The following is a 24,454-nucleotide window of genomic DNA, read 5'->3' on the forward strand; positions in this document are numbered from 1 at the left end:
GCGTCGCGCCACGCGCCGGAAAAGATGAATTAGGGAGACGAGCGTGACCACAGTCAACTCGAGTTCGAGCCCGGAAGGGGTCGAGTCCCCCAAGGCGGCGGATCCGCGCCGATGGTGGGCCCTCATCCTCCTCTGCGGGCTGCAGGCCATGATCCTGCTGGACATGACCGTCGTGAACGTGGCCTTGCCGCGGATCCAGCAGGACCTCGGGTTCACCGAGTCCGGCCTGGCCTGGGTCGTCAACGGCTACGTGCTGATGGCAGGCGGGCTGCTGATCCTCGGCGGCAGGCTGGCCGACGTGTTCGGACGGCGTCGCCTGCTGCTGACCGGCGTGGCCATCTTCGCCATTTCCTCGGCGCTGTCCGGTTTCGCCGTCGCGCCGTGGATGATGGTCATCGGCCGGTTCGGGCAGGGCATCGCCGAGGCGATCGCCGCCCCCGCGGCACTCGGCCTGATCGCGCTGCTGTTCCACGACCCGAAGGAACGCACCAAGGCGCTCGGGCTGTGGGGCGGCATCATCGCTCTCGCCGGCACCTTGGGCTACGTCATCTCCGGTGTCCTGACCGACCTCGCGTCCTGGGAATGGCTGTTCTTCATCAACCTTCCGGTGGCGTTCGTGGTGCTGATTCTCCTGCCGCGGCTGGTCAATGAAAGCCGCATGGTGCGCGAGAACAACGCCGGGCTCGACATCGGTGGTGCGCTCACCCTGACGCTGGGTCTCGTCGGCGTCGTCTACGGCCTGCTGCACGCTGCCGAGCACCCCTGGGGCTCGACGCTGGTGATGGTGCCGCTCATCGGCGGGGTGGTGTTGCTGGTGGCGACGGTGCTCATCGAACGCAGGGCGAAGAACCCGCTTATCCCACTGGACTTCTTCGCCAACCGGACCCGCTCGGCCATCAACTTCGTGACGTTGTTCTTCATGGCGGCGTTCATTTCCTACACCTTCATGATGACGCTTTTCGCCCAGAAGATACTGGGGTATTCGCCGCTGCAAGGTGGGCTGGCATGGCTGCCGCTCGGCCTCGGGATCGGCGCGGGTATCGGCCTCGGCACCGGACTCATCCCGAAGCTCGGGGTCAAGGTGGTCGCGTCCGTCGGATACATCGGCGCGGGTGCGGGACTGTTCATCACCAGTATGGTCGACCTCGATTCCTCCTACGTGGGCGGGCTCATGCCAGGGATGATCGTGTTCGGGCTGTTCGCCGGGGCCACCATGCCCGCCGCGACCAACGCCGCGCTGCACGGCGTCACCGTCCAGGACTCCAGCCTGGCGTCGGGCGTGCAGAGCACCATGCAGCAGGTCGGTTCGGCACTCGGCCTCGCCGTGCTGGTGACGGTCGCCATCCGGTACGCCGGCGACGCGATCGCGACCGGCACCGACCCGCGGATCGCCGCGACCGAGGGCTACACGCTGGCGTTCCGTATCGGCGCCGGGCTGATGGTGCTCGGCGGTATCCTGATCGCGGTGCTGTTCGAAAAGGTCGCCACCGAACTGCGCGACCCGACGGCCGAGCGCCTCGAGGTCGAAGACGCGGCATGATGAATTCGTTGTAACCGGTCCTGCGGGGAGGTTCTCGACCTCCCCGCGGGCTTGTCCCGTTCAATGCCCGGAGAACAAGGAGACCGAACCCCATGCCGGCTGCACCCCAAAGCCCGGAGAAGATCGACCACCAATTCACCTTGCCGCTGATCAAAGAGAACGGAAGCGGCTGGATCTGTGTGGTGGTGCCCAAATCCGGCGAGATCTTCGGAACCAGGAAGGCCGTCAAGATCGGCGGTACCATCGACGGCCAGGACTTCCAGGCGACCATGCTGCCGCTCGGCGACGGGACGCACATGATGCCGGTCAAGGCCGCCCTGCGTAAATCCCTGAAGAAGGACGTCGGCGACGACGTCAAGGTCCACCTCAGCCAGCGTTTCAGCTGATCCTCTACGAAAGGTGTGAACAGTAATGACCGACGCTAGTGCCACTCCGGCCTGGTTCGACATCTCCACCCCGGATTCCGAGCGGGCGCGGAAGTTCTACAACGAAATGTTCGGGTGGAACGTCCACGCGCTGGACGGCACCTACGCGTTGGTGGGCGCCGAGAACAGCCCGCCCACGGGTGGCATCGGCCAGGCGGGGCCGGACAGCCCGTACCTCGGCGTGGTCGTCTACTTCCCGGTCGACGACGTCGACGCGGCGCTGGCGCGGGCCGAAAAGCTCGGCGCCAAGCGCACTCTGGAGCCGGTCGACACCCCCAACGGCCGGATCGCGGCGTTCACCGACCTCGACGGCTACAACATCGGTATCAAGAGCTCTTCCTGAACTTGTGGCGGCGGTGACCCGGTCTCCCGCCGGGTGATGCGCGTGAAGGCCTCCTTCCCTCGGCTCAGCCGAGGGAAGGAGGCCTTCACGCGTGGTCGTCGTGACTGGCGAGCCTGCTGGGACCGGAGGTGGGGTCCGCGGGCGGCCGGCATGGCCGTGGTGCAGGTCAGCGGCGAACGTGACGATCCCGTAGTCCGTGAAGGCCTCCTTCCCTACGGTGAGGGTCAGGGTTCCGGCGAAGTCGCAGAGCTGCTGTTCTGGTGGCGGGTTGCGAGTGGTGTTTTGGTTCTTGAGGGGTGGGAAGGGTGGCGTGTGCGTGGCGCAGGTCGGCTGTCTTGCGCGACGTGCGCCTCACGAGCGGTAACACTTACGTGCCACCGGCCGTAGCGAGTGACCATGCTCGGGTCGGCGGAAAGTGCCCTGAAGGGTCCCTACAGGACGCAGAGGCACGCCGGTCGCGAAGCTTGATCAACGGAAGATCCGGGACACTCAACGTCCCCGATCTTCCGTTGATCAAGCTCGTGCCGGTCACGACCGGTGGCGGACAACCGGGTGCGGAAGATTCCGGAAGTTCAACGGCCGCGGTCTTCCCCACGCCACTCACCTGCCCGGCGGCTATGTGACTACGCCAGAATTGCCTGCCCCCCGGCATCTGTCCCCTATGGACAGTCAAGAACGGCCGGCGGCTCGGTACTGAAAGCACCCATGACAGCCGGAAGGGCCACGGCGCCGGCAACCGGCACAGTGACCCTTCCGGAGTTCGCGGGCGTCGTCACGATTCGAAGTACTCCATCAAGGTCGGCGCCCATGCCTTCTGATCGAACAGGTGGTCGAACCCCTCCCGCGTAAGGAGTTCGCCGCGAGGTATCTCCTCGGCGATCCTCGCGCACGCGTCGTGGATCTCCTTGATCCCGTCGTCCCCTCGCATGAGCAGCGTGGGCACGGTGATCTTCCGGATCTCCTCGTACGGGATGTCCAGGTGGTCTTTGCTGATCATCGCGTCGTAGTACGTCGACGGCGCCATGGACTCGAACGCCTGCCAAGCCGGATGGCTCTTGAAGTGCTCGATGTTCTCGTCCTTGATGAATCCGACGACGTCCCGCGCGAAGATCGTGACGACCTCTTCACGACGGTCCTCGGCGATCAGCTGTTTGAGCTTCGCCACCTGCTCGGCCGTGGCCGTCTCGGACCAGTACGGGGGTTCGTACAGGGCGAGTTTGACCATCGGCGCCCCACCGGCCGCGGCCAGCAGCGCGATGACGCCGCCGGTGCAGTTGGCGAAGACGTGGCACGGCTCGCCGACGGCTTGGAGCACCGCGCGCAGGTCGTCGATCTCGAGCTGGATCGTCCACTGGTCCGGATCGCCGTTGCCGCTCTCGCCACGGCCGCGCCGGTCGTAGTTGAAGACGCGGAACCGTTCGGACATGGCCGTCGCGAGCGGCGTGAACATGGCGCGGTCGTTCAGTCCCGCACCGACCACCACCACGGCCGGGCCGGTGTCCCCGAACCGCTCGTACGCGATCAGCGTGCCGTCGGCCGACACCGCCTTTTCCAGCACGCTCTCGTGTGCCGCGTAGTCGAGGTTGAGGTCACCGAGGATCCCGCCTCCGCCCTCCGCCGTTTTGTCTGCCATGTTCGGACTCCTTCGACTGCGACGGGGGTCAGACAGCGACCGCGGACTTGCCCTTGAGCAGGACGGGCAGGCTCTCGTGGCCGTTGACCACGAAGCTGCCCTGTCCGACGAGCTCGGAGCGGTCGACCGCGAGTTCGATGTCGGGGAAACGGTCGAACAGGGCGGGGATGCCGGTCATCCACGCGCTCTTCGCCAGCCGGGCGCCGATGCAGTAGTGCACGCCGAAGCCGAACGAAAGGTGCGTCTTGTCCTCCCGCAGCGCGTTGAACTCGTCCGCCGTTTCCCCGTGGATCTTCGGGTCCCGGCCGACCCCGGCGAAGTCGACGAGCATCACGTCACCCTTGGCGATCTTGACGCCGCCGAGCTCGACGTCTTCGGTGGCGAAGCGGAACGGCAGGTGCGCGACCGGCGACTCCACCCGCAGTGTCTCCTCGAATACGTCCTCCCAGGAGATCTCCCCGGCCTTGACCTTCGTGAGCAGCTCACGGTCGGTCATCAACGCGACCGAAGCGTGCGCGAGCGCGTTGACCAGGGTCTCGGAACCGGCGCCCAGCAACAGGTGCAGGGTGCCGATCATCTCGGAGTCGCTCAGGCGCGAACCGTCCTCCTCCTTGGCCGCGATCATGCCGGTGGTGAGGTCGTCGCCCGGGTTTTCGCGCTTGTACTGCACCAGATTGGAAATCGCCACCTGCCAGTTCGCCAGGTTCGCCTCCGCGACCTCGGCGGTGATGCGGGTGTCGATGTTCTTGTGGCCGCCTTCGAGCACCTCCGCGCGGACGTCCACCGGAACGCCGAAAAGGTCGCACATCAGCCGGGTGGGCAGCTCCATGTGGAAGCGGCCCTTGATGTCCACGACCTCGTCGGGGGCAGTGGCGGCGAGGTCGTCGAGCAGCTCGTTGACCGTGGTGTCGATGTGCTCCTGCATGGCGTCGACCCGGCGCTGGGTGAACGCCTTCAGGAGCAGCTTGCGCAGCCGGGCGTGGTCGGCGCCGTCCTGTGTCGCCATGGTGTCCATGGCGGCCCAGGTGATCAGCGGCCAGCCATCCGAGATCTTGCCGTCGATGTAGTCGGGCCAGTTACGGCGCGGGTTCTTGGAGAACAGCGCCTCGTTGCCCATGATCTCCTTGGTGAGCTCGTAGTCGTGCACCGACCAGGCGAGCACGCCGTCCGGGAGCTCGACCCGAGCGATCGGGCCCTGCTCACGCAGACGAGCGGTCTCGCCGTGCGTGTCGGTGCCTTCGGGGTTGAGGACGTAGGGGCACACGGCGTCTGACATGAGACACGACCTCCAGTGGTGGTCCATTGTGGTGACCGATTGGCTTTTCAAGCTAAACCCGGTTTCGGCGGCTTTACGTCTTCGGAATTGCGGGCCTGTCATGGGCTTTCGCGCAGTTCCGCCGCCTGGCAGTCCTGGAGAAGAAATTCGGGGTCCACGCGCCGTAATCTCGCAAAAGATCACAAAACGGCGCGGTAGGCGTCAAAGAACCCTTTTCCGTCACGCCCGACTTCAGGAGAGCGCACATGGACATCGAACTCGTCCCGCCGCCGGCCACCCCGATCCCCGAAACGCCGCCGGGGCTGCCGGGTCTGCACCACGCCACCATCACCGTCACCGACGTGGACCGCAGTGTGGCCTGGTACAGCGAGATGCTCGGCATGGTGCTGTGGATGAAGGAGGAGTTCCCGGGTGGTCGCGCCGCGGGCCTGATGCGCCCCGGCACCCAGGTCTTCCTCGGGCTCGCTTCGCACGACCGCAACGAGGGTGAGTCGTTCAGCGCGCACCGCACCGGACTGGACCACCTCACGTTCGCGGCCACCGATCGCGAAGAACTCCGCGCCTGGCACGCCTTCCTGGTCGGCAAGGGCGTCGAGTGCAGCGACCTGCGTGAATACACCGAGCCGCTTCCGTTCGCGCTGTTCACCTTCACCGACCCGGACGGCGTCGCGCTCGAGATCTTCCACGTCGAGGGGTAGGACCATGACCGACGCACCACTTGCCGTCGTGACCGGGGCTTCCTCCGGTATCGGCGCGGAGTTCGCCCGGGTCCTGCTCGATCGCGGGTACCGGGTGCTGGCCGTGGCCCGTCGTGCGGACCGGCTCGACGCGCTCGCGGCGGGCACCGACGGGCGGCTGATACCCGAGGTCCAGGACCTCACCGCGGACGGTGCGATCGAGTGTGTCGCCGCCCGTGCCGAGGAACTCGGCGGTGCCGATCTGCTCATCTGCAACGCCGGCCGCGGGTTGCAGGGCCGGTTCGTCGAGACGGCCCGGTCCGAGACCCTCGAGATGTTGCGGCTCAACGTACTCGCGAGTGTCGACCTCGCATCCCAGGTGGTACCGCGGATGGTCGAGCGCGGCTCGGGCGGGGTGATCGTGGTGGCGTCGTCGCTGGGCTTCTTCGCGACACCGAACCTTGCCGCCTATGGCGCCAGCAAAGCGTTCCTGCTGTCCTTCGCCGAGTCGTTGTCCACCGAGCTGAGGGGCACCGGCGTCCAGGCCATGGCGCTGTGCCCGGGGCCGACCATCACGGAGTTCAGCGAGGTCGCCGGCCTCGGCGACGCGGTGGAAAAGACCCCCGGGCACACGACCGCCGCCGAAGTGGTGGCGGGCGCGCTCCGGGCCTGGGACGCCGGCCGGGTGGTCACCGTGCCCGGCACCGTCACCCGATTGATGACCGCGGCGCTCGACCACGCGCCGCGCGCCATCGCCCGCCGCGTGATGGAAAAGGTGTTCCGGTCCCCGGAAGAAGCGACGCAGCTTCCGGCGGCTTAGCGGAGCTGCTCGGGTCAGGGCCCGGTCCGGTGTCGCCGGACCGGGCTTTCCTGACATGTCAAGGCTTTTCGCCCGATCGGTACAGGTGTGCGACCTGTAGCAGAATGGCAGGTTATGACCACGACCCATACGCTTGACGTCCCGGGCGCACGCGTGCGCTATGAGGTTCGCGGCGCGGGACCGCTGTTGTTGCTCATGGGCTCGCCGATGGGCGCCGCGGCCTTCGAGCTGCTGGCCGACGAGCTCGCGAACGACCACACCGTGCTCACCCACGACCCGCGGGGCTTCTCGGGCAGTCCGGTCCACGACCCCGACGAGGACTCCACTCCCGAGAAGCGCGCGGACGACGTCGCCGCCCTCATCGACGCCGCCGGTGCCGAGTCCGCCGACGTGTTCGGCACCAGCGGCGGCGCGATGACCGTCCTCGCGCTGGCCGCGCGGCATCCCGGCCGGGTGCGGACGGTCATCGCACACGAGCCGCCGGTCCTGGAGTTCCTGCCCGACGCGGCCGAACAGCGGGCCGGGGTCGACGACATCGTCGACACCTTCCATCGGGACGGGCCGATGGCGGCGTTCGAGAAGTTCGCGGCCCACTCCGGCCTGGACACCGAAGAGCAGGGTTCACCCGGTGGCGCCGGCCCGTCCTCGGAGCAGGACGTCGCCGACAGCGCCCGGTTCTTCGCCCACGAGCTCCGCGCCACCACCCGGTATGTGCCCGACGTCGACGCACTGACCGCGTGCCCCGCCGGCGTGGTCGTCGGCATCGGGGCGGATTCCGGCGGCCTGCAGACGTTCCGCACGTCGCACGAGCTGGCCCGGCGCCTCGGCGAACCTCCGGTCGAGTTCCCCGGCGGGCACACTGGCTTCCTGCCCTACCCCGAAGAATTCGCCCGGGTCCTGCGCAAGGTCCTCAGCACAGGATCGTGATGCGCGTGAAGGCCTCCTTCCCCCCGGCTCAGCCGGGGGGAAGGAGGCCCTTACGCCGCGGTCGTCAGCGTCAGGCCTGGGCGCCGAAGCCGTAGGAGCCGACCAGGGCGCCGCCGGAGAAGACCGGGCCATCGGGGACGCGGGAGCGGAACTCGCGCTGGAACTCCTGGAACGCCGTCGACGCGTTCAGCGGATTGTCGTCACCGTCGACATAACCGACATGGAGGAAGCTCACTCCGTCGTCGAGCCGGAATGAGGCATAGCTGAGGCCGCCCGGTCGTTGTTCCGCCAGCTGGGCGAAGACCGCCTCCACCAGTTTCTGGTTCTCGTCGGCGGCTTCCGGTGTCGTCTCGTACCGGACGACGAACGCTGAACCCATTTTTCGTTCCCTTCCTTACCGCTGTGCCTGGGCGGCCCGCCGGAACGACCGCAGGTCGTCGACGAACAGATCTGGTTCCTCCATCGCGGCGAAGTGGCCACCACGGTCGAATTCGTTCCACTGCACGATGTTCGGCAGTGCCTGCTCGGCGATGCTCCGGATCGGCTGGGCGAGGTCGTGAGCGTACACGGCCACCCCGACCGGGCCCGGAATCGGCGGCAGCGGCTGCGGATCGCCCCCCGAGGTGGGCATGAATTCCACGTTGTCGCAGTAAATGTGCCCCGACGAGCCGGCCGTGCCGGTCAGCCAGTACAGCGTGGCGTGGGCGAGGAGCGTGTCGCGGTCGATGGCGTCCTCGGGGGTCTTGTCCGAATCGCTCCACTCCTTGAACTTCTCGACACTCCAGGCGAGCTGGCCCACCGGCGAGTCGGTCATGCCGTACCCGACGGTCTGCGGCCGCGTCGACAGCAGGCTCATGTAGGCCGAACCCTGGGAGCCGAAGTGCGCCAGGCGCTCCAGCCGGGCGAGGTCCGACGGCGGGAGCGAGCCGAGTTCGGCCGGGTCGCCGGTCGGTGGCGCGAACAGGAAGTTGACGTGGGTGCCGAGGACGTGCTCGGCGTCGATCAGGCCGAGCAGGAGCGTCACCGTCGCGCCGAGGTCGCCGCCTTGCGGGATGTACTTGTCGTAACCGAGCGAGGACATCAACCCGGCCCAAGCGCCCGCCACCCGGGGCAGCGTCCAGCCGTGTTGCTTGAGCGGGCTGGAGAAACCGAAACCGGGCAGCGACGGGATGACCACGTGGAAGGCGTCCGCCGGGTCGCCGCCGTGCGAGCGCGGGTCCGTCAGCGGGCCGATCACGCCGAGGAATTCGAGGAACGATCCCGGCCAGCCGTGGGTGAGCAGCAGCGGCACCGCGTCCGGCTCGGGGGAGCGCACGTGCAGAAAGTGGATGTCCTCGCCCTCGATGGTGGTGACGAACTGGGGGTAGGAGTTGATCCGGGCTTCCAGCGCTCGCCAGTCGAAGCCGCTGCGCCAGTACTCGGTCAGCTCACGCAGGTAACCCAGCGGGGTGCCACGGTCCCAGCCGACGTCAGGAGTTTCGGCGGGCCAGCGCGTGGCGGTGAGCCGTGCGTGGAGGTCGTCCAGGTCCTCCTGCGGGATTTCGACGCGGAACGGGCGCATCACGTGGTCCTCATTTCTGGCTCCGGGAAAAGGAAATGGGACACCCGGCGCGTGGAACGCGGTGGTCGTCCACATCGGAAGCTACAACCCTGGAGCGGATCGCCGCAGCTCCTTGCGTGCTCCGAGCAGGAACGGAGAACCGCGTGGACGTCGCAACGAAGGAGAAGAGGAGCGCCTTTCCCCGGTTCTAGCGTTGCGGCGTAACCGCTCACACCGCAGTCCAATGGGAGGACGTCCATGGGAACCAAGATCGGCGATCACGCCGTGGTGCTCGGGGGCAGCGTGGCGGGCATGCTCGCCGCCCGCATGCTTTCGGACTCCTATACCCGAGTGACCGTCATCGATCGCGACGACCTCACCGCCGCGGGCACCGGACTGCGCCCGGCGATCCCGTGGGCCGTCCACATCCACGCCCTGCTCGAACGCGGCCGCCAGATCATCGAGGACCTGTTCCCCGGGTTCGTCGAAGACATGCTCGCCGTCGGCGTGCCCGTCGGTGACTACGGGTCGACCTGCCACTACTGCTTCAACGGCCAGATGTTCGCCGAGACCGAGACGGGGATGGCTTGCGTGGCCGCCAATCGTCCGGTGATCGAGCACTTCCTCCGCGGCCGGACCCTGGTCCGTCCGGGAGTCTCGCTCCGGGAGAGCACCGACATCGTGGGTCTGGAAGCGTCCGAAGACCGGAGCCGGATCATCGGTGTCCGCGTCCAGGGCCGGAACAGTGGCGCCGAAGAGGTCATCACCGCCGACCTGGTCGTCGACGCCACTGGCCGCGGCTCGCGTTCTCCCCGCTGGCTCGAGGAACTCGGCTACGAGCGGGCACCGGAGGAGAAGGTCCAGATGGACCTGACCTATACGACCATGGATTTCGTCGGGCCGTTGGAGTACGACCCGCTCGGTGACGACATCGCACTCGTCCCGACCGCGACACCGGCGTTCCCGCGGGGGGCGATCTTCGCGCGGCTGGCCGACCGCTACGCGCTCACGCTCACCGGGATCAACGGTGACCGTGCGCCCACCGAACGCGAGGGATTCCTCGCCTACGCCAAGAGCTTGCCGCGGCCAGAGGTCTACGAAGCCGTTCGTGACGCGGAGCAGCGTTCCCCGGCGGGAAGCTTCCGTTTCCCCGCGAGCATTCGACGGCACTACGAGCGGCTCCGCCGGTTCCCGGCCGGGTACCTGATCATCGGCGACGCGGCGTGCATCTTCAACCCGGTCTACGCCCAGGGCATGACCGTCGCCGCGCTCGGCGCGACCGTGCTGGGCAAGCATCTCGCCAAGGGCGTCGAGCCGGTCCCCGCCGCCTACTTCCGTGACCTCGCGAGCGTCACCAACGCGCCGTGGACGATGTCCGCCGCCGCCGACCTCGGATATCCCGAAGTGCGCGGCAAGCGGACCATCGCCACCAAGATGGCGAACCTCTACATGCCACGCGTCCAGGCGGTGGCGGCGAACGACCCGGTGGTGGCGCGCGCGTTCATCCGCACGATCTCGCTGATCGACTCACCGCAGTCGCTGATGAAACCGTCGATGATCGGCAGAGTCCTTTTCGGACCCGGAGCGCGCGGCAAGCTCGAAAACCCGGCCAACGCGACGGTCTCGCCCGTGGTTTCGCTCCCGTCTTCGGAGAAGGCGGCGCGGAACGACGCCGAGCGGCCCGCCGCCTGACGCCTGCTCGTTCATTTCTTCATCCGAGGTTCGAGGAGTTCCCGGTGACCCAGTTGAGATCAGCCGGCCGGCAGTCGAGCACTGCCGGTACCGCTGTCACGAGATTTCCCTTGGTGGTGCTGGTCCTGTTGTGCGCCGCCAACTTCACGGTGCTCCTGGACTCGCAGAGTGTCATGCTCGCGCTTCCCTCGCTCACCGCCGACCTCGGCATGAGTGCCGGCACCGCGCAGTGGGTGCTCAGCGCCAAGCTGCTCACCTTCGGCGGTTTCCTGCTACTGGGTGGTCGCGCGGCCGACCGGCTGGGTCGCCGCCGGGTCTTCATGACCGGAACCGTGCTGTTCATGGTCAGTTCCGGCGTCTGCGGGTTCTCCTGGAACGGTGAGGTGATGATCATCGCGCGGGCACTGGGCGGCGCGGCGGCGGCCCTGATGGTGCCCACCGCGCTGTCGATCCTGATGAACGCGTTCCCGGAAGGCCGCAGCCGCAACATGGCGCTCGCGGGCTGGGCGGGCATCGGCGGGATCGGCGCCACCGCGGGTCTGCTGATCGGCGGCCTGCTCACGCAGTCGCTGGGCTGGCAGTGGGTGTTCATCATCAACGTGCCCATCCTCGCGCTCGTGGCGCTGTTCACCCCGATGTTCGTGCGGGAAAGCCGTGGCGCGGACCGGGAAGGCACCTACGATCTCGCCGGCGCGTTGACCAGTACCGTCGCGATGGTCGCGATCATCCTCGCGGTGAGCCAGGCGACCGATTCCGGCTGGGGCAGCGCGTCCACCCTCGGCCTGTTCGGCATCGCCGCGCTGCTGGTGGTGTTGTTCCTGGCCATCGAGCGGCGATCGTCCTCGCCGCTGTTGCCCCTTGCCTTGCTGCGCAAAGGTTCCATGGCCGGTGGCAACCTCGTGGCGCTGACCATGGGCATGACGGTGTTCGGGCTTTCGGTGACGATTTCCCAGTACGCGCAGATCGTGCTCGGATACGGGCCGCTGAAGTTCGGTGTGATGCAGTCCGTGATGCCGATGCTCGCCTTCGCCGGTGCCTACGTGGGACAGACCGTGGTGACCAGGATCGGTTTCCGCCCGGTGGTCGGAGCCTGTCTGGTGCTGATGGGCGCGGGTTGTTTCCTGCTCTCCTTCGTGCGTGCCGACGGCAGCTACGTGCCCGACATGCTCTGGGGCCTCGTCGTGTTCGGACCCGGCCTCGGCGCCGGCACGGCCGCTGCCTCGGTGGCCGCACTGGCCCGGGTGCCCGAACGCGCCAGCGGCGTCGCTTCCGGCCTCAACGTGGCCGCCTTGCAGGTCGGCGGGGCTTTCGGGGTAGCGGTGGTCACCTCGGTGACCACGATGTTCACCCCGGCGCCGGGCGGGCCCGCCGAGCTGGCGCAAGGGCTGGGCGCGGCGTTCGTCGCGTGCGTGGTGTTCGTCCTCATCGGACTGGTGGTGACGCTGACCATGTTGCGCGGCAAGGCGCGGGCCGCGACCGTCGAGCAGCTCCCGGTCAAGGAGCCGGACTTACCCCTCGCGAGTTGAGCCACGGTGAGTGCCCTCGAAGTACATGATGGCCCCCTTCCTTGCGCCTGGCGCAAGGAAGGGGGCCATCATGTACTGGGGCAGGGGAGGAACGCGCTCAGCCCTTGGCGCCCAAGGCGTGGAGTGCCTTCAGGTAGTCCATGTGGTTCGGGAGGCTGGCCGAGTAGATCTCGCGTTCCTTGTCGATCTGTTCGAACATCTCCCAGGCCGCGGCGTCGTTCATCAGCTCGACCGACGGGGGTGCCTTCTTGAAGTCGAAGTCCATTCCGGACAGGATCGCCCAAAGGCTTCGGGTTTCGAACAGGCGGAGCTGACTGCCGTCCGGGATGATCACGCTCTCCGCGTACTCCGTGAGTTTTTCCGCCAGGCTGTCCGGGATCGGGGCCTCGCGGACCGCGCGCCAGAACTCGGTGTCGTCGCGGTCGGTCAGGCAGTAGTGCATGACGATGAAGTCGCGGACGTCCTCGAAGGCGCTGACCATGGTTTCGTTGTAGCGCTTGGCGCGGCGCTCGTCGAGGTCACTGTCCGGGAAGTGCAGGACCAGCAGGGCGAGCTGGTATTCGATCAGCGCGATCGTCGTCGACTCGAGTGGTTCGACGAAGCAGCTGGACAGCCCGACGGCCACGCAGTTGTTCACCCAGGAGCGACGGTTGTGGCCGACGCGCATCTTGATGTGGTTGCCCTCCACGTCGTGGGCGCGGGTGCCGAGGAAGTCGCGCAGTTCCTTCTCCGCCTTGTCCGGTGTGGTCAACTGTCCTGAGTAGACATAACCGGAGCCCTCGCGGTTGAACAGCGGGATCTCCCAGATCCAGCCCTCGTTGCGCGCGGTCGCGGAGGTGTACGGCCGGAGTCCGTCGGGGTGGTGATCCGAGGACAGTGCGATCGCGGAGTCGCAGAGCAGCACGTCCTTCTCGCTGATGAACGGCTCGTTCAGCGTCTGGTTGATCAGCAGGCCGCGGAAGCCCGAGCAGTCGAGGAAGAGGTCGGCGGTGAGTTCGGCGCCGGTTTCGGTGACCACCTTTTCGATGTGGCCGCGAGGGTCGAGCGCCACCGATTCGACGTCGGCGATCACGTGGTGCACGCCGCGGCCGGTGGCGAGTTCCTTGAGGTAGCCGGCCATGAGTGCCGCGTCGAAGTGGTACGCGTAGCGGAACCCCGGATTCGGCCCGTCGGAACCGGGCATGGGTCTTGGCGCTTTGTTGAGCTCGCACAAGCCTTGCAACGGCATGCCCGCGTCACCGAAGGTTTCGCGCAGCCGCGTGTCGCCGGACAGCTTCTGCTTCAGCCAGAAGTGAGCCAGTGAGACGCCGCGGCCGAAGCGCTTGTGGAAGGGCTTCTCGTAATTCGGGACCGGCGGCTCGGGGACGGTGAAGAACGGGTGGAAGTAGGTGTGACTTTCCTTGCCGGGGTGAGGTTTACGCCAGTCGTTGAGCCGGACCGCGGATTTGAACGCCGCGTTGCAGCGCGGCATCCATTCTTCTTCCTTCATGCCCAGGAACGCGAACGTGGTCCGAAGTGTCGGCACGGTGGCTTCGCCGACGCCGATCCGGCCGATCCGGTCCGACTCGACGAGCGTGATGTCCACTTTCTCGCCGAAAGCGCGGTTCAAGTACGCGGCGGACAGCCAGCCGGCTGTACCACCGCCGACGATGACGACCTTCTCGACTGGACGTGCCACGGGGTGCTCCTTCGCGAGCGGCGGGAATGATGGTCTGGAATCATTCTCGGCAGCGGATCCGGGCTTGGCACCTTCTTCGATGCGCAGGGAAAACAGGGAAATCGGGGAATTTTTCCTGAAGTCCTGCGCATGTCAGATAAAAACATCTGGTGCCGTGGCCCGATCCGCGGCTCGGCGGCATTCGCGAGCGAGCTGACACGACGGGCCCGCTACCCTCCGGCCCGTGCGATGTCCGCGCGCAGGGCCTTCTTGTCCACCTTGCCGATCGGGGTGAGCGGCAGGGCGTCGATCGTGACGAGCCGGGCGGGGAGTTTGAACTTGGCGGATTCGGCCGCGATCATCACCGACCACACGTCGGCGAGCTCGACCTTCGTCCCCTCGGTCACCACGACGAAGAGGCAGACCTGCTCACCGAGTTCACGGTCCGGCATGGCGACCGCCGCCGCGTGGGTGACGCCGTCGAGCTGCAGCGCGAAGGTCTCGATCTCTTCGGCGCTGATCTTCTCGCCACCTCGGTTGATGAGGTCCTTCTCCCGGCCGGTGATGATCAGGTAGCCATCCGGTGTCCGCCGGACGATGTCCCCGGTGTGGTACCAGCCGTCGTCGACGAACGAGCGGGCGTCGATCTCCGGGGAGCGGTAGTAACTCCGGGGTGTGTACGGTCCGCGGACGAGCAGGACGCCGGGCTCACCCGGCGGCACCGGACGGCCCTCCTCGTCGATGACGCGGAGCTCGTCGTCCTCGCTGATCGGCCTGCCCTGAGTGTGGTTGACGATCTCCGGCGGGTCATCGAGCCGGGTGACGCACAGAAGTCCTTCGCCCATCCCGAAAACCTGCTGCAACCGGCAACCGAGTTTCGGCCCGATCTCCTCGGCGTCCTCGGCGGACAGCCGGGCCGCGCCGACCTGCACCACGTCCAGCGAGCTCAGGTCGGTACCGGGGTGCTCCTCGTGGTGCCGCATCCAGCGCTGCACGATCGCGGGCACCGCGGAAGTCGTCGTGACGCCTTCCTGTTCGATGAGTGCCAGCGCGAGTTCCGGCGCGGGGGACGACGCGATGACGACCCTGCCACCCGCCAGGAGCGCGCCGATGACGCCCGGCCCGGTGTTGGGGAACCCGTGGCCCAGCGGCAAAGTGGCCATGTACACGGTGTCCGGGCCGTACCCGCAGAGTTCGATCGCCCGCTTGATCATGTAGGTGAGGTCGTTATGCGTGCGGGCGACCAGCTTGGGCAGCCCGGTGGTCCCGCCCGAAAGCAGGAACATCGCGATGGCGTCCCCGGCGGGCGCGGCGGCGTCGAACGCCGTGGCGAGTTCACCCGGGTTTTCGGCAGGGGCGAGCAGGTCACGGAGGTTGACGCTGTCGTCACGGATATCGGTGCCGGTGACGAAGACGTGCTCGGCGCTCGGCACCAGGCCGACGACTTCGTGGGCCAGCGCCTGGTGGTCGAAACCCTTGTACGTGTCGGGGACGACGATCGCCCTGGCCTCCGCGTGCGCGACCACTCCGGAGAGTTCGTGCATCCGGTGCTGCGGCAGCGCCCACACCGGAAGCGCGCCGAGACGCAGGCAGGCCACCGAGATGACGACGTGTTCCCAGCAGTTCGGCAGCTGCACGACGACGCGGTCGTCGGGGCCGACGCCGAGCTCGCGCATGCGGGCGGCCGCGCCGTCCGCGCGTGCGAGCAGTTCGCCGAAGCTGATCCGGGTCTGCCCGTCGACGAGGCAGATCGCGTCCGGAGTCTTGCGGGCGGCGTCCGCGAGATGTGAGCCCAGCGATCGCCCCTCCCAGTAACCGTTCGCGACGTAGCGGGCGGCTGCCTCCGCGGGCCAGGGAGCGACTCCCGTCCGGCTCGGTTCTACCGCGGTCTTGGGCATGATGGCTCCCGGGTTCGAAGGACGACTCTGTCATCGACCGTAGGCAGGCCGGGCATCCGGGACGTCTTTGTGCTTGCGAAATGCGGAATCGGTCTGCTGGGGGTCGTGACGGCGCCGGCTCGCAAATCAGGAGTAGTCGCGGGCGACCCGCCGGGCCGAACCTGTCGTAGAGCGGGGGAGCTTGCCCTCGCGTTGGGTTCTTCGGTGAAGCACAGGAAAAGGGCCGGCGATCACCGGCCGGAAGCTTTGTCATGTCCGGTCGGTGCAGGATTAGGAGCGAGGACTTGAGCGAGAACGCAGCATCATCTGAAGAAGCGATTGCCATCATAGGTATGAGTTGCAGGTTCGCGCCCGACCTCGACTCGCCGGAGAAGTTCTGGGAGTTCCTCGCCGACGGCAAGAGCACGGTCTCCGACATGCCGGAGAAGCGCTGGAAGTCCTACGCCGCGAGCAGCCCGCAGGCGACCGCCATCATCCGGGACACCGTGCTGAAGGGCGCGTTCCTCGACGACATCGAGGGCTTCGACGCCGACTTCTTCGGGATTTCGCCGCGGGAAGCCGATTTCCTCGACCCGCAGCAGCGGTTCATGCTCGAACTCACCTGGGAGGCGCTGGCGGCCGCCGGGGTCCCGCCGCTTTCGCTGCGTGGCAGCGACGCGAGTGTGTACGTCGCCGCGAACTCCAACGACTACGGCAGGCGGCTGCTGGAGGACATCCCCAACACCGGTGCCTACGCGGTGAACGGGACGACGTTCTACGGCATCGCCAACCGGGTCTCGTACTTCCTCGACCTCCGCGGGCCGAGTATGGCGGTCGACACCGCGTGCGCGGGATCGCTGACCGCGCTGCACCTGGCGGCGCAGGCCCTGCGAGCGGGTGAGACACCGATCGCGCTGGTCGGCGGTCTCAACATCATGGCCACCCCGACGCTCAACGTGGCGCTCAACGGTGCCGGCGCGATGTCGAAGGACGGCCGGAGCAAGGCCTTCGACACCGACGCCGACGGGTACGGCAGAGGTGAGGGCGCCGGTGTCGTCGTGCTCAAGCTCCTCTCGGACGCGTTGCGCGACAACGACCCGATTCAGGCGGTCGTGCGCGGTGGCGGGATCTTCCAGGACGGCCGGTCCGACGGCATGATGGCCCCGAACGGCGAGGCGCAGGAGCACATGCTCCGGGAAGCCTACGCACGCGCGGGAATCGATCCCTCCACTGTGGACTATGTGGAGGCGCACGGTACCGGCACGCCGACCGGTGACGGCGAGGAGATCAAGGCGCTGGCCAAGGTCTTCGGCGCGGGCCGCGCGGCGGGTGACCCCTGCCTGATCGGTTCGGTGAAGCCGAACATCGGGCACGTCGAGGGCGGTTCCGGCATCACCGGCGTGATCAAGACCGTGCTCGCCCTGCGGCACGAACAGATCCCGCCCAGCCTCCACAACGAACCCAATCCCGCCTACGGCTGGGAGACCAACGGCCTGCGGCTGGTCGGCGAACTCCGGCCGTGGCCGGCGGGCGAGCAGCCCCGCCGCGCCGGGGTGTCCAGCTACGGCGTCGGCGGCACGATCGCCCACGTCATCCTGGAGGAGAGCCCCGCGCTCGGCTGGCAGGACGAGGTCGAGCAGGCGTTGCCCGCCGCGGACGCCGGGATCCGCGGGGTGTTCGGGGTATCCGCGATGTCGGAAGCCGGACTCCGCGCGCTGGCCGGTTCCGTGGCCGATTGGGTGACCGAGCACCCCGAAACCCCGCTGTCCGAGATCGGCCACACGCTGGCGCTGCACCGTTCGCACCTGTCTCAGCGCGGCGCTGTCGTGGCGGGATCCACCGGGCAACTGGCCGAACGGCTCCGTCAGCTGGCCGACGGCCAGACCGCGCCCGGTGTCTTCTCCGCGCGGACGGTGTCCGGCAACGCGGCCGACGTCGTCTGGGTGTTCTCCGGGCACGGCGCCCAGTGGTCCGGCATGGGCAGGCAACTGCTCGCGCAGGACGCCGCGTTCGCGTCCACTATGGACTCGCTGGCGGGCGTCTTTCGGGAGGAGCTGGGCTGGACGCCGCGTGAGGCGATCCTGGACGGCGGCCCGTGGACCGCGGCGCACGTCCAGGCGCTGACGTTCGCGATGCAGGTCGGTCTCGCCGAGGTGTGGCGCGGTCACGGCGTCGAGCCGGTGGCGGTCATCGGGCATTCGGTCGGCGAGATCGCCGCGGCGGTGGCCGCGGGCTCGCTCGGCCTGCAGGAGGCGGCCCGCTTCGCCTGCCGCCGCGCGGTCGCGTTGCAGCGTCTTGAGGGTGAAGGCGGGATGGCCATGGCCGCGCTGTCCTTCGAGGACACGCGTCGGCGGCTCGCGACGGAGACCGGCGTCGAGGCCGCGATCTCGGCCAGTCCTCATTCGACGGTCATCTCCGGTGACAAGGACGCGATCGCCCGGGTCGTGGAGCGGTGGCGCGAGGACGGCATCGAGATGCGCGTCGTCGACACGAACATCGCCTTCCACAGCGGCCACGTGGACGCGGTGCTCGCCGAGGTCGAAGCGGCGGCACAGGAGCTCGAGCCGCGGACACCGAAGATCAGCCTCTACAGCACCGCGATGACCGACCCCCGGTCCACCGTGGCCCGTGATGGTGCCTACTGGGCGGCGAACCTGCGTCAACCCGTGCGCTTCGCCGAAGCCATCGAGGCGGCGCTCGCGGACGGGCACCGCGGGTTCATCGAGATCTCCTCGCATCCGGTGGTCTCGCACTCGATCATCGAGACCTGCGACCACCTCGGGATCGAAGACACCGCCGGAACGGCCACGCTGCGACGCAACGCCGACGAGATCGAGACGCTGCTGAGCAACCTGGCCAGGATGCACTGCCTCGGCGCGGTGGTGGACTGGACGCTGGACTTCCCCGCCGGCCGCCCGCTCGACCTGCCTGCGGCGGCCTGGCAGCACCGTCCTTATTGGATCTTCCCCGAGGGTGCCAGTTCCGCCGGTCTCGGCAGCGGGCATGACCCGGAGAGCCACAGTCTGCTGGGCGGCCGGATGACGGTGAGTGGCGCGCCGTCGCGGCAGGTCTGGCAGACCCGGCTCGACATGGACACCCGCCCCTACCCGCAGAGCCACGGCCTCGTCGGCGTGGAGGTCACGCCGGCGGCGTCGATCATCAACACGTTCGCGGAGGCCGCCGGCGAGGATGATTCGCCTACCCTGACGGACATCGTGCTCCGCACCCCGCTCGCGGTCCAGCCGCCGCGCGTGGTCCAGATCGTCCGTGAGGGCAGGTCGCTTTCACTGGCGACCCGCATCGCGAACGACGGCGCGGCGGACGAAGGCGACGAGTGGATCACGCACACCACCGCCACCATCGACTCGTCGGCGAAGCGCCCGACCGGCCGCATCGACGACGCGGTGATCCGTGCCAGGCTGCCGGTCGGCTCGCTGACCAAGATCGACGACATGTTCGCCAACATGGGCGTCGAAGGTTACGCGTTCCCGTGGACACTCGACGAACTGCGCCGTGACCAGTACGAGCAGCTCGCCCTGATGGTCGTCGAGCCGGCCCCCGCGACGCGGGCGACCAGCTGGGCGCACGTCATCGACGGCGCGCTGACCATCAGCGCGGCGGTCGTCTCGCCCGGTGACGCGACGGTGCTGTGGATGTCACGCTCGATCGAAAAGGTGTCCTGGCACGGCGAACCACCCGCCAGGGTGATCGTGCACAGCACGCGTTCGCCGAAGTCGCCGCACGACACGGTCGACGTGTGGGTCGCCGACATGAACGGCGACATCGTCTGCGAGGTCCTCGGTCTGAAGTTCGCCGCCGTGGAGCACCTGGGTACCGAGGTCCTCGCGAGAGACCTGGTGCACGAGATCACCTGGCGGCCCGTCGAGCCCGCGGTGGGCAGTGAGCCGCTGGAGCAGCTCGTGCTGGTCGGCGACCCGGACGTGACGGCGCGGCTGGCGAGCCAGTTCGCGGACGCCGGGACGCCGAGTGTGCAGGTCGGCGCCGAACCCGACGAGCTGCGGCCGGAGTTGTTCGCCCGGCCCGGCGCCGTGCTCGTCGTGCCTTCGCTCGGGCAGCCGGGTGAGGATGTCGAGAAGGTGGCGGAGCGGGCATCGTGGACGCTCATCCGCACAGTGCAACGGGTCGCCGAGATCCAGGCCAGCGCGGCCGGACAGGTCGAGCCGCAGCGAGTGTGGGCGCTGACCCGCGGCGTGCGGCCGGCGTCCGAAGAGCGGTCGGTCGCACACGGCCCACTGTGGGGCATCTCCCGGATCACCGCGGGCGAGCACCCCGAGCTGTGGGGCGGTGCCGTCGACATCGACGACGTCACCGGCGACACCGGCTCGCGGCTGCTGGATCTCTTCCGGGGCTCGGCGGGCAGGGGCACCGAGGACGTCATTTCCCTGACCGCCGGCGCCACGGAAGTCGCCCGGCTGAGCCAGATCGAGCGCAGCGCGGACGGTTCGCCCCTGCAGTGCTCGCCGTCGGGCACCATCCTCATCACCGGCGGACTCGGGGCACTCGGCCTCGAAGTCGCCCGGTGGCTGGTCGACCGGGGAGCACGCAGGCTGCTGCTCGCCGGCCGCCGCGGCCTTCCGCCCCGGGCGGAATGGGACACCGTCAGCGATGCCGACGTCCGGCGTCAGATCGACAGTGTCCTCGGGCTCGAAGCGCTCGGGGTGACCGTCGGCGCGGTGGCGCTCGACATCACCGACGCCGACCAGGTCGCCGCGGCGCTGGCCCCGGGTGCCCACGGGCTCCCGCCGGTGCGGGGTGTCGTGCACGCCGCCGGTGTCGTCAACGACGCGCTGGTGGACAAGGTCGACCAGGACGGCCTGCGGGACGTGCTGGCCCCCAAGGCCAACGGCGCGATGGTCCTGCACCGGCTCTTCCCGCCGGGCGAGCTCGACTTCTTCGTGATGTTCTCCTCCTGCGGCCAGTTCGCCCGGCTCTCCGGGCAAACCAGCTACGCGGCCGCCAACTCGTTCCTCGACACGCTGGCCGCGCACCGCAACTCCGGCGGGCACACCGAGACGATCAGCCTCGGCTGGACGGCTTGGCGTGGAGTCGGTCTTTCGGAGGACATCGCGACCACGATGTTCGAGGCCAACTCTCGGGGTCTGGAGGCCGTCTCGGTGGCCGAAGCGTTCCGGGCATGGGCGTTCGCGGACCGGTTCCAGGCGGACTATCAGGCGGTGCTGCGCGTACTGCCGACCCCGCCGAACCTCCCGCGGGTCCCGATGTTCCGCGAACTCACGGCTCCCGACGAGGCCGTCGGCGACACCGGCGGCCAGGGACCGGGGCTCGACCTCGAAGGCCTTTCCGACAGCGAGGCCCTCGAACGTGTCACGGCGGACGTCCGTGAGCAGGTGGGCGCCGAGCTGAACCTCGACGCGGCCGATGTCGAGCTGAAGCGGCCACTGGTCGAACTCGGCGTCGACTCGGTGATGACGGTCGCGCTCCGCGTCCGGCTCCAGCGCCGCTACGGCCTGGACCTCCCGCCGACGATCCTGTGGGCCAGGCCCACCGTGGCGGCGCTGTCCGAGCACGTGACGGAAGCGCTTCGCCCGGCCGCGGAGGCGGAGGTGGCGTAGCCGGCCACCGACGGAAGAAAGGCCCTCGGTACCTGCTTCGGTACCGGGGGCCTTTCCCTGCCCGGTTGTCCGCCACCGGTCGTGACCGGCACGAGCAACCGGCGTGCCCCTGCGTCGATGAAGGAATCGGGACACTCAACGTCCCAATTCCTTCATCGACGGCCTTCACGGACCTCGATAGCAAGGACTACGCGATCGACAGCGCGTGGGTGCGCATCCAGGTGTCGACTTCCAGCAGGGGGATCAGCAGATGGGCGGTGCTGACATGGGTCATCGTCACGCTCTGGCCACCGGCCAGCTCGCGGACGCGCCGGTGGTCCAGCAGGCCGGCGAGCGGGGAGGCCGGGTCGTCGAGGAGACCCAGCACCGTGTCGCGGATCGCCGCCTCGTGCGCGGGGGCGTGCATGGCCGGGTAGCCGGACTTCGGACGGGTGAGGACTTCGGTGGGCAGGAGGTCCGCGGCGGCCATCCGCAGGAGGCTCTTCTCGCGGCCGTCGGCCGTCTTCATCGACCAGGGGACGTTCCACACGTACTCGAGCAGGCGGTGGTCGCAGAACGGTACGCGGACCTCCAGCCCGACCGCCATGCTCATCCGGTCCTTGCGGTCGAGCAGCATCGCGAGCGGGCCGTGGAGACTGAAGAACAGGACCTCCCGCATGCGCGCGTCGAGACGGCTTTCCCCGGCCACGTGTGGCACCTGGGCACGCAGGGTGGCGTAGCAATCCGCTTCGAATTCGGCTGGGCGTAAGGCTTTCCGCAGGTCCGGGTGGAGGCAGTCCGCGAGGCGGGGCGCGTCACCCAGCCACGGGAAGCGGTCACGCCAGACGGTCTGCTCGTCGTGGAACCAGGGATAGCCGCCGAACACCTCGTCCGCGGCCTCGCCGGACAGCGCGACCGTCGAACGCTCGCGCAGCGCGGCGAACATCAGGTACATCGACGCGTCGAAATGGCCGAGACCCGGGAGGTCGCGGGCGCGACGGCTGAGCGGGATCGCCTGCTCGACGGCCGCGGTGTCCATGACGACGTCGTAGTGATCGGTCCCGAGGTGTTTGGCCGCCAGCGCCGCGTAGGGCGCGTCACGCTCCGGCCGCAGCGCGGTGGGGCGGAAATCGTCCTCCTCGCCCTCGAACCGGACGGAGAAACTCGACAGGGGACCTTCGTCGGACCGGTTGAGGCTTCGCGCGGCGAGCGCGGTCACCGTGCTGGAGTCCAGGCCGCCGGACAGCATCGTGGCGCGCGGTACATCCGCGACCAGTTGACGGTCCACAATGTCCTCAAGCAGCTCGCGGACATTGTGGACGGTGGTGTCGAGGTCGTCCCGGTGCTCCCGGGCCGTCAGCCGCCAGTACGGGTACTCATGGCAGCCGCGCCGGTCGATCTTGACCACGTGGCCCGGCTTGACCTCGCGCAGCCCGTTCAGCGGGGTCTGGCCGGGCGCGGCGAGCCGCGGATTCAGCAGAATCGGCAGCGCGTCAGCGGACAGCGTCGCCCGGTAGGCCGGATTCGCCATGATGCCCTTCGGTTCCGAAGCGAACAGCACCCCGGACGGTTGCGGCGCGTAGTACAGCGGCTTCACGCCGAGCCGGTCGCGGGCGAGCACCATCTCGTCGCGCACGGAGTCCCACACCGCGAAGGCGAACATCCCGTTGAACCGTTCGACGCATCCGGCGCCCCACTCGAGGTAGGCGCGGAGCAGGACCTCCGTGTCCGACGCGGTGCGGAAAGTGTGCCCCAGAGCGGAAAGCTGAGTGCGCAGCTCGCGGAAGTTGTAGATTTCGCCCGAGTAGGCGAGGACGACGGGCGCACGATCCGGCCCCAGCTCCGCCTTCATCGGCTGGGCACCACCGGCGACGTCGATCACCGCGAGCCGACGGTGCCCGAGCGCGGCATGGGTGCCGAGCCAGGTGCCGCGGTCGTCGGGGCCCCGCTCGCGCAGCGTATCGGTCATCACGTCGAGGACGCGCTGTTCGGCGCGCAGATCCCTGGAGTAGTCAAGCCATCCGACGAAGCCGCACATCAGTCACTCGCTTTCGCACCGGGTGCCGCCGCACACCAGCGGCAGCACTGCCTTCTCGAACGCCCGCTGGTCGCCGGCGAAGATTCCGTCTTCCCGTGGATAGGGCACCACCACGTCGGTGAACCCCAGTTCGCCGCAGCGTCCGACGACGTCGGCCAGCCGGTCCGGGGAGGCGTAGGGGGCGTCCGTCACGCGGCTGAGGTGGACGAGCCTGCGCGGCGTCCGGCCCGATGTCGCGCAGGCCGCGGCCAGCCGGTCCAGTTGGCGTGCCCACGTCGCGAAGGCTTCGTCGTCGGTGCGCCAGCCCGGTCGCGCCGCGTCGCCGGTGGTGATCCAGATATCGCCGAGTTCCGCCGCGAGCCGCATCCCGCGCGGTCCCGCCGCCGCGATGGCCAGCGGGGACCGGGGCCGCCGAACACAACCAGGCGCGAGATTGACGTCTTCGGCGGTGTAGTACCGGCCGTGGAAGGTCGTCGAGTGGTTGCGCAGCAAGAGGTCCAGCAGTCTCGCGAACTCGCCGAATCGCTCACCACGCTCCACAGTGGAGGGAACCGGCGCGCCGAGTTCCGTGTTGTCCAGGTCCCTCGCGCCCGCGCCGACGCCGAGCACGAACCGTCCCTCGCTGAGCTGGTCCACCGCCATCGTCTGTTTGGCCAGCAACACCGGGTGCCGGAAGTTCGGCGACGCGACCAGCGTGCCCAGCCCGATCCGGTTCGTCACCGCCGCCGCGGCCGTCAGCGTCGTCAGCGCGTCGAACCACGGTTCGTCGCGCGGGGTCCGCCAGGTCAGGTGGTCCGGGACCCAGGCATGGGCGAAGCCGAGCCCCTCGGCCCGGCGCCATACTTCGAGCACCTTCCGGCCGGGATGCTCCGGCAGGATGAGCACGCCGAGCCGGGCGGTGGCCGCCATT

The 24,454-nt window shown here is 68.5% G+C and carries 17 protein-coding genes; 9 read left to right on the forward strand and 8 right to left on the reverse strand.

Annotated features, from left to right (window positions below):
- Positions 1 to 43 precede the first annotated feature (43 nt).
- From AVL48_RS05535 to AVL48_RS05545, 3 genes are all read left to right on the forward strand, one after another.
- A complete protein-coding gene (locus AVL48_RS05535; RefSeq protein WP_061989391.1) occupies positions 44 to 1,540 on the forward strand; it encodes an MFS transporter in 1,497 nt (498 codons plus the stop codon).
- Between the two features lie 92 nt (positions 1,541 to 1,632).
- A complete protein-coding gene (locus AVL48_RS05540; RefSeq protein ID WP_061989393.1) occupies positions 1,633 to 1,926 on the forward strand; it encodes a DUF1905 domain-containing protein in 294 nt (97 codons plus the stop codon).
- Positions 1,927 to 1,951: 25 nt separating this feature from the next.
- Positions 1,952 to 2,308, forward strand: a complete 357-nt coding sequence (locus AVL48_RS05545) for a VOC family protein (RefSeq protein WP_061989395.1) — start codon at positions 1,952 to 1,954, stop codon at positions 2,306 to 2,308.
- Between the two features lie 772 nt (positions 2,309 to 3,080).
- Here AVL48_RS05545 and AVL48_RS05550 read toward each other — a convergent pair.
- Positions 3,081 to 3,941 (reverse strand): alpha/beta fold hydrolase, encoded by an 861-nt coding sequence (locus AVL48_RS05550; protein WP_061989397.1) that lies wholly within the window; start codon positions 3,939 to 3,941, stop codon positions 3,081 to 3,083.
- Between the two features lie 28 nt (positions 3,942 to 3,969).
- Complete coding sequence (locus AVL48_RS05555) at positions 3,970 to 5,217, reverse strand: cytochrome P450 family protein (RefSeq protein WP_061989399.1); 1,248 nt, start codon at positions 5,215 to 5,217, stop codon at positions 3,970 to 3,972.
- Between the two features lie 245 nt (positions 5,218 to 5,462).
- Here AVL48_RS05555 and AVL48_RS05560 point away from each other — a divergent pair, with 245 nt between their 5' ends.
- The 3 genes from AVL48_RS05560 (at position 5,463) to AVL48_RS05570 (ending at position 7,641) form a co-directional block, all read left to right on the forward strand.
- Positions 5,463 to 5,915, forward strand: a complete 453-nt coding sequence (locus AVL48_RS05560; protein ID WP_061989402.1) for a VOC family protein — start codon at positions 5,463 to 5,465, stop codon at positions 5,913 to 5,915.
- Positions 5,916 to 5,919: 4 nt separating this feature from the next.
- Positions 5,920 to 6,714: an SDR family NAD(P)-dependent oxidoreductase gene (locus AVL48_RS05565; RefSeq protein ID WP_061989403.1), complete on the forward strand. Its 795-nt coding sequence runs from the start codon at positions 5,920 to 5,922 to the stop codon at positions 6,712 to 6,714.
- Between the two features lie 114 nt (positions 6,715 to 6,828).
- A complete protein-coding gene (locus tag AVL48_RS05570) occupies positions 6,829 to 7,641 on the forward strand; it encodes an alpha/beta fold hydrolase (RefSeq protein ID WP_061989405.1) in 813 nt (270 codons plus the stop codon).
- A gap of 70 nt (positions 7,642 to 7,711) precedes the next feature.
- On the opposite strand, the gene AVL48_RS05575 is transcribed toward AVL48_RS05570, so the two are convergent.
- Positions 7,712 to 8,020 (reverse strand): hypothetical protein, encoded by a 309-nt coding sequence (locus AVL48_RS05575; protein ID WP_061989408.1) that lies wholly within the window; start codon positions 8,018 to 8,020, stop codon positions 7,712 to 7,714.
- A gap of 15 nt (positions 8,021 to 8,035) precedes the next feature.
- Entirely contained in the window at positions 8,036 to 9,202 is a 1,167-nt protein-coding gene (locus AVL48_RS05580) for an epoxide hydrolase family protein (protein WP_061989410.1), read from the reverse strand.
- Positions 9,203 to 9,439: 237 nt separating this feature from the next.
- Between AVL48_RS05580 and AVL48_RS05585 the strand changes: the two genes are divergently transcribed.
- Positions 9,440 to 10,873, forward strand: coding sequence for an FAD-dependent oxidoreductase (locus tag AVL48_RS05585; RefSeq protein ID WP_061989412.1), 1,434 nt, complete (start codon positions 9,440 to 9,442; stop codon positions 10,871 to 10,873).
- Positions 10,874 to 10,986: 113 nt separating this feature from the next.
- Entirely contained in the window at positions 10,987 to 12,399 is a 1,413-nt protein-coding gene (locus tag AVL48_RS05590; protein WP_244162410.1) for an MFS transporter, read from the forward strand.
- A 97-nt stretch (positions 12,400 to 12,496) separates the two neighbouring features.
- On the opposite strand, the gene AVL48_RS05595 is transcribed toward AVL48_RS05590, so the two are convergent.
- Positions 12,497 to 14,077: a tryptophan halogenase family protein gene (locus AVL48_RS05595; RefSeq protein WP_061989416.1), complete on the reverse strand. Its 1,581-nt coding sequence runs from the start codon at positions 14,075 to 14,077 to the stop codon at positions 12,497 to 12,499.
- A 209-nt stretch (positions 14,078 to 14,286) separates the two neighbouring features.
- The gene (locus AVL48_RS05600) at positions 14,287 to 15,954 is read right to left on the reverse strand and encodes a (2,3-dihydroxybenzoyl)adenylate synthase (protein ID WP_061989417.1); all 1,668 of its coding nucleotides are present in this window, start codon (positions 15,952 to 15,954) and stop codon (positions 14,287 to 14,289) included.
- 251 nt (positions 15,955 to 16,205) lie between these two features.
- Here AVL48_RS05600 and AVL48_RS05605 point away from each other — a divergent pair, with 251 nt between their 5' ends.
- Positions 16,206 to 21,527 (forward strand): type I polyketide synthase, encoded by a 5,322-nt coding sequence (locus AVL48_RS05605; RefSeq protein ID WP_074038169.1) that lies wholly within the window; start codon positions 16,206 to 16,208, stop codon positions 21,525 to 21,527.
- A gap of 187 nt (positions 21,528 to 21,714) precedes the next feature.
- Here AVL48_RS05605 and asnB read toward each other — a convergent pair whose 3' ends face one another.
- Together asnB and AVL48_RS05615 are read right to left on the reverse strand one after the other, a co-directional pair.
- Positions 21,715 to 23,544, reverse strand: a complete 1,830-nt coding sequence (gene asnB, locus AVL48_RS05610; RefSeq protein WP_061989419.1) for an asparagine synthase (glutamine-hydrolyzing) — start codon at positions 23,542 to 23,544, stop codon at positions 21,715 to 21,717.
- 3 nt (positions 23,545 to 23,547) lie between these two features.
- Entirely contained in the window at positions 23,548 to 24,453 is a 906-nt protein-coding gene (locus tag AVL48_RS05615) for an LLM class flavin-dependent oxidoreductase (protein ID WP_061989420.1), read from the reverse strand.
- Position 24,454 lies beyond the last annotated feature (1 nt).

The sequence above is a fragment of the Amycolatopsis regifaucium genome, from assembly GCF_001613935.1.
GTDB classification, from domain to species: domain Bacteria; phylum Actinomycetota; class Actinomycetes; order Mycobacteriales; family Pseudonocardiaceae; genus Amycolatopsis; species Amycolatopsis regifaucium.

Bases quoted from the DNA above. Each gene is read 5' to 3' on its own strand.
- AVL48_RS05540 (WP_061989393.1), top strand. From the start codon at position 1,633: ATGCCGGCTGCACCCCAAAGCCCGGAGAAGATCGACCACCAATTCACC.
- AVL48_RS05545 (WP_061989395.1), top strand. From the start codon at position 1,952: ATGACCGACGCTAGTGCCACTCCGGCCTGGTTCGACATCTCCACCCCG.
- AVL48_RS05550 (WP_061989397.1), bottom strand. From the start codon at position 3,941: ATGGCAGACAAAACGGCGGAGGGCGGAGGCGGGATCCTCGGTGACCTC.
- AVL48_RS05555 (WP_061989399.1), bottom strand. From the start codon at position 5,217: ATGTCAGACGCCGTGTGCCCCTACGTCCTCAACCCCGAAGGCACCGAC.
- AVL48_RS05560 (WP_061989402.1), top strand. From the start codon at position 5,463: ATGGACATCGAACTCGTCCCGCCGCCGGCCACCCCGATCCCCGAAACG.
- AVL48_RS05565 (WP_061989403.1), top strand. From the start codon at position 5,920: ATGACCGACGCACCACTTGCCGTCGTGACCGGGGCTTCCTCCGGTATC.
- AVL48_RS05570 (WP_061989405.1), top strand. From the start codon at position 6,829: ATGACCACGACCCATACGCTTGACGTCCCGGGCGCACGCGTGCGCTAT.
- AVL48_RS05575 (WP_061989408.1), bottom strand. From the start codon at position 8,020: ATGGGTTCAGCGTTCGTCGTCCGGTACGAGACGACACCGGAAGCCGCC.
- AVL48_RS05580 (WP_061989410.1), bottom strand. From the start codon at position 9,202: ATGCGCCCGTTCCGCGTCGAAATCCCGCAGGAGGACCTGGACGACCTC.
- AVL48_RS05585 (WP_061989412.1), top strand. From the start codon at position 9,440: ATGGGAACCAAGATCGGCGATCACGCCGTGGTGCTCGGGGGCAGCGTG.
- AVL48_RS05600 (WP_061989417.1), bottom strand. From the start codon at position 15,954: ATGCCCAAGACCGCGGTAGAACCGAGCCGGACGGGAGTCGCTCCCTGG.
- AVL48_RS05605 (WP_074038169.1), top strand. From the start codon at position 16,206: ATGTCCGGTCGGTGCAGGATTAGGAGCGAGGACTTGAGCGAGAACGCA.
- asnB (WP_061989419.1), bottom strand. From the start codon at position 23,544: ATGTGCGGCTTCGTCGGATGGCTTGACTACTCCAGGGATCTGCGCGCC.
- AVL48_RS05615 (WP_061989420.1), bottom strand. From the start codon at position 24,453: ATGGCGGCCACCGCCCGGCTCGGCGTGCTCATCCTGCCGGAGCATCCC.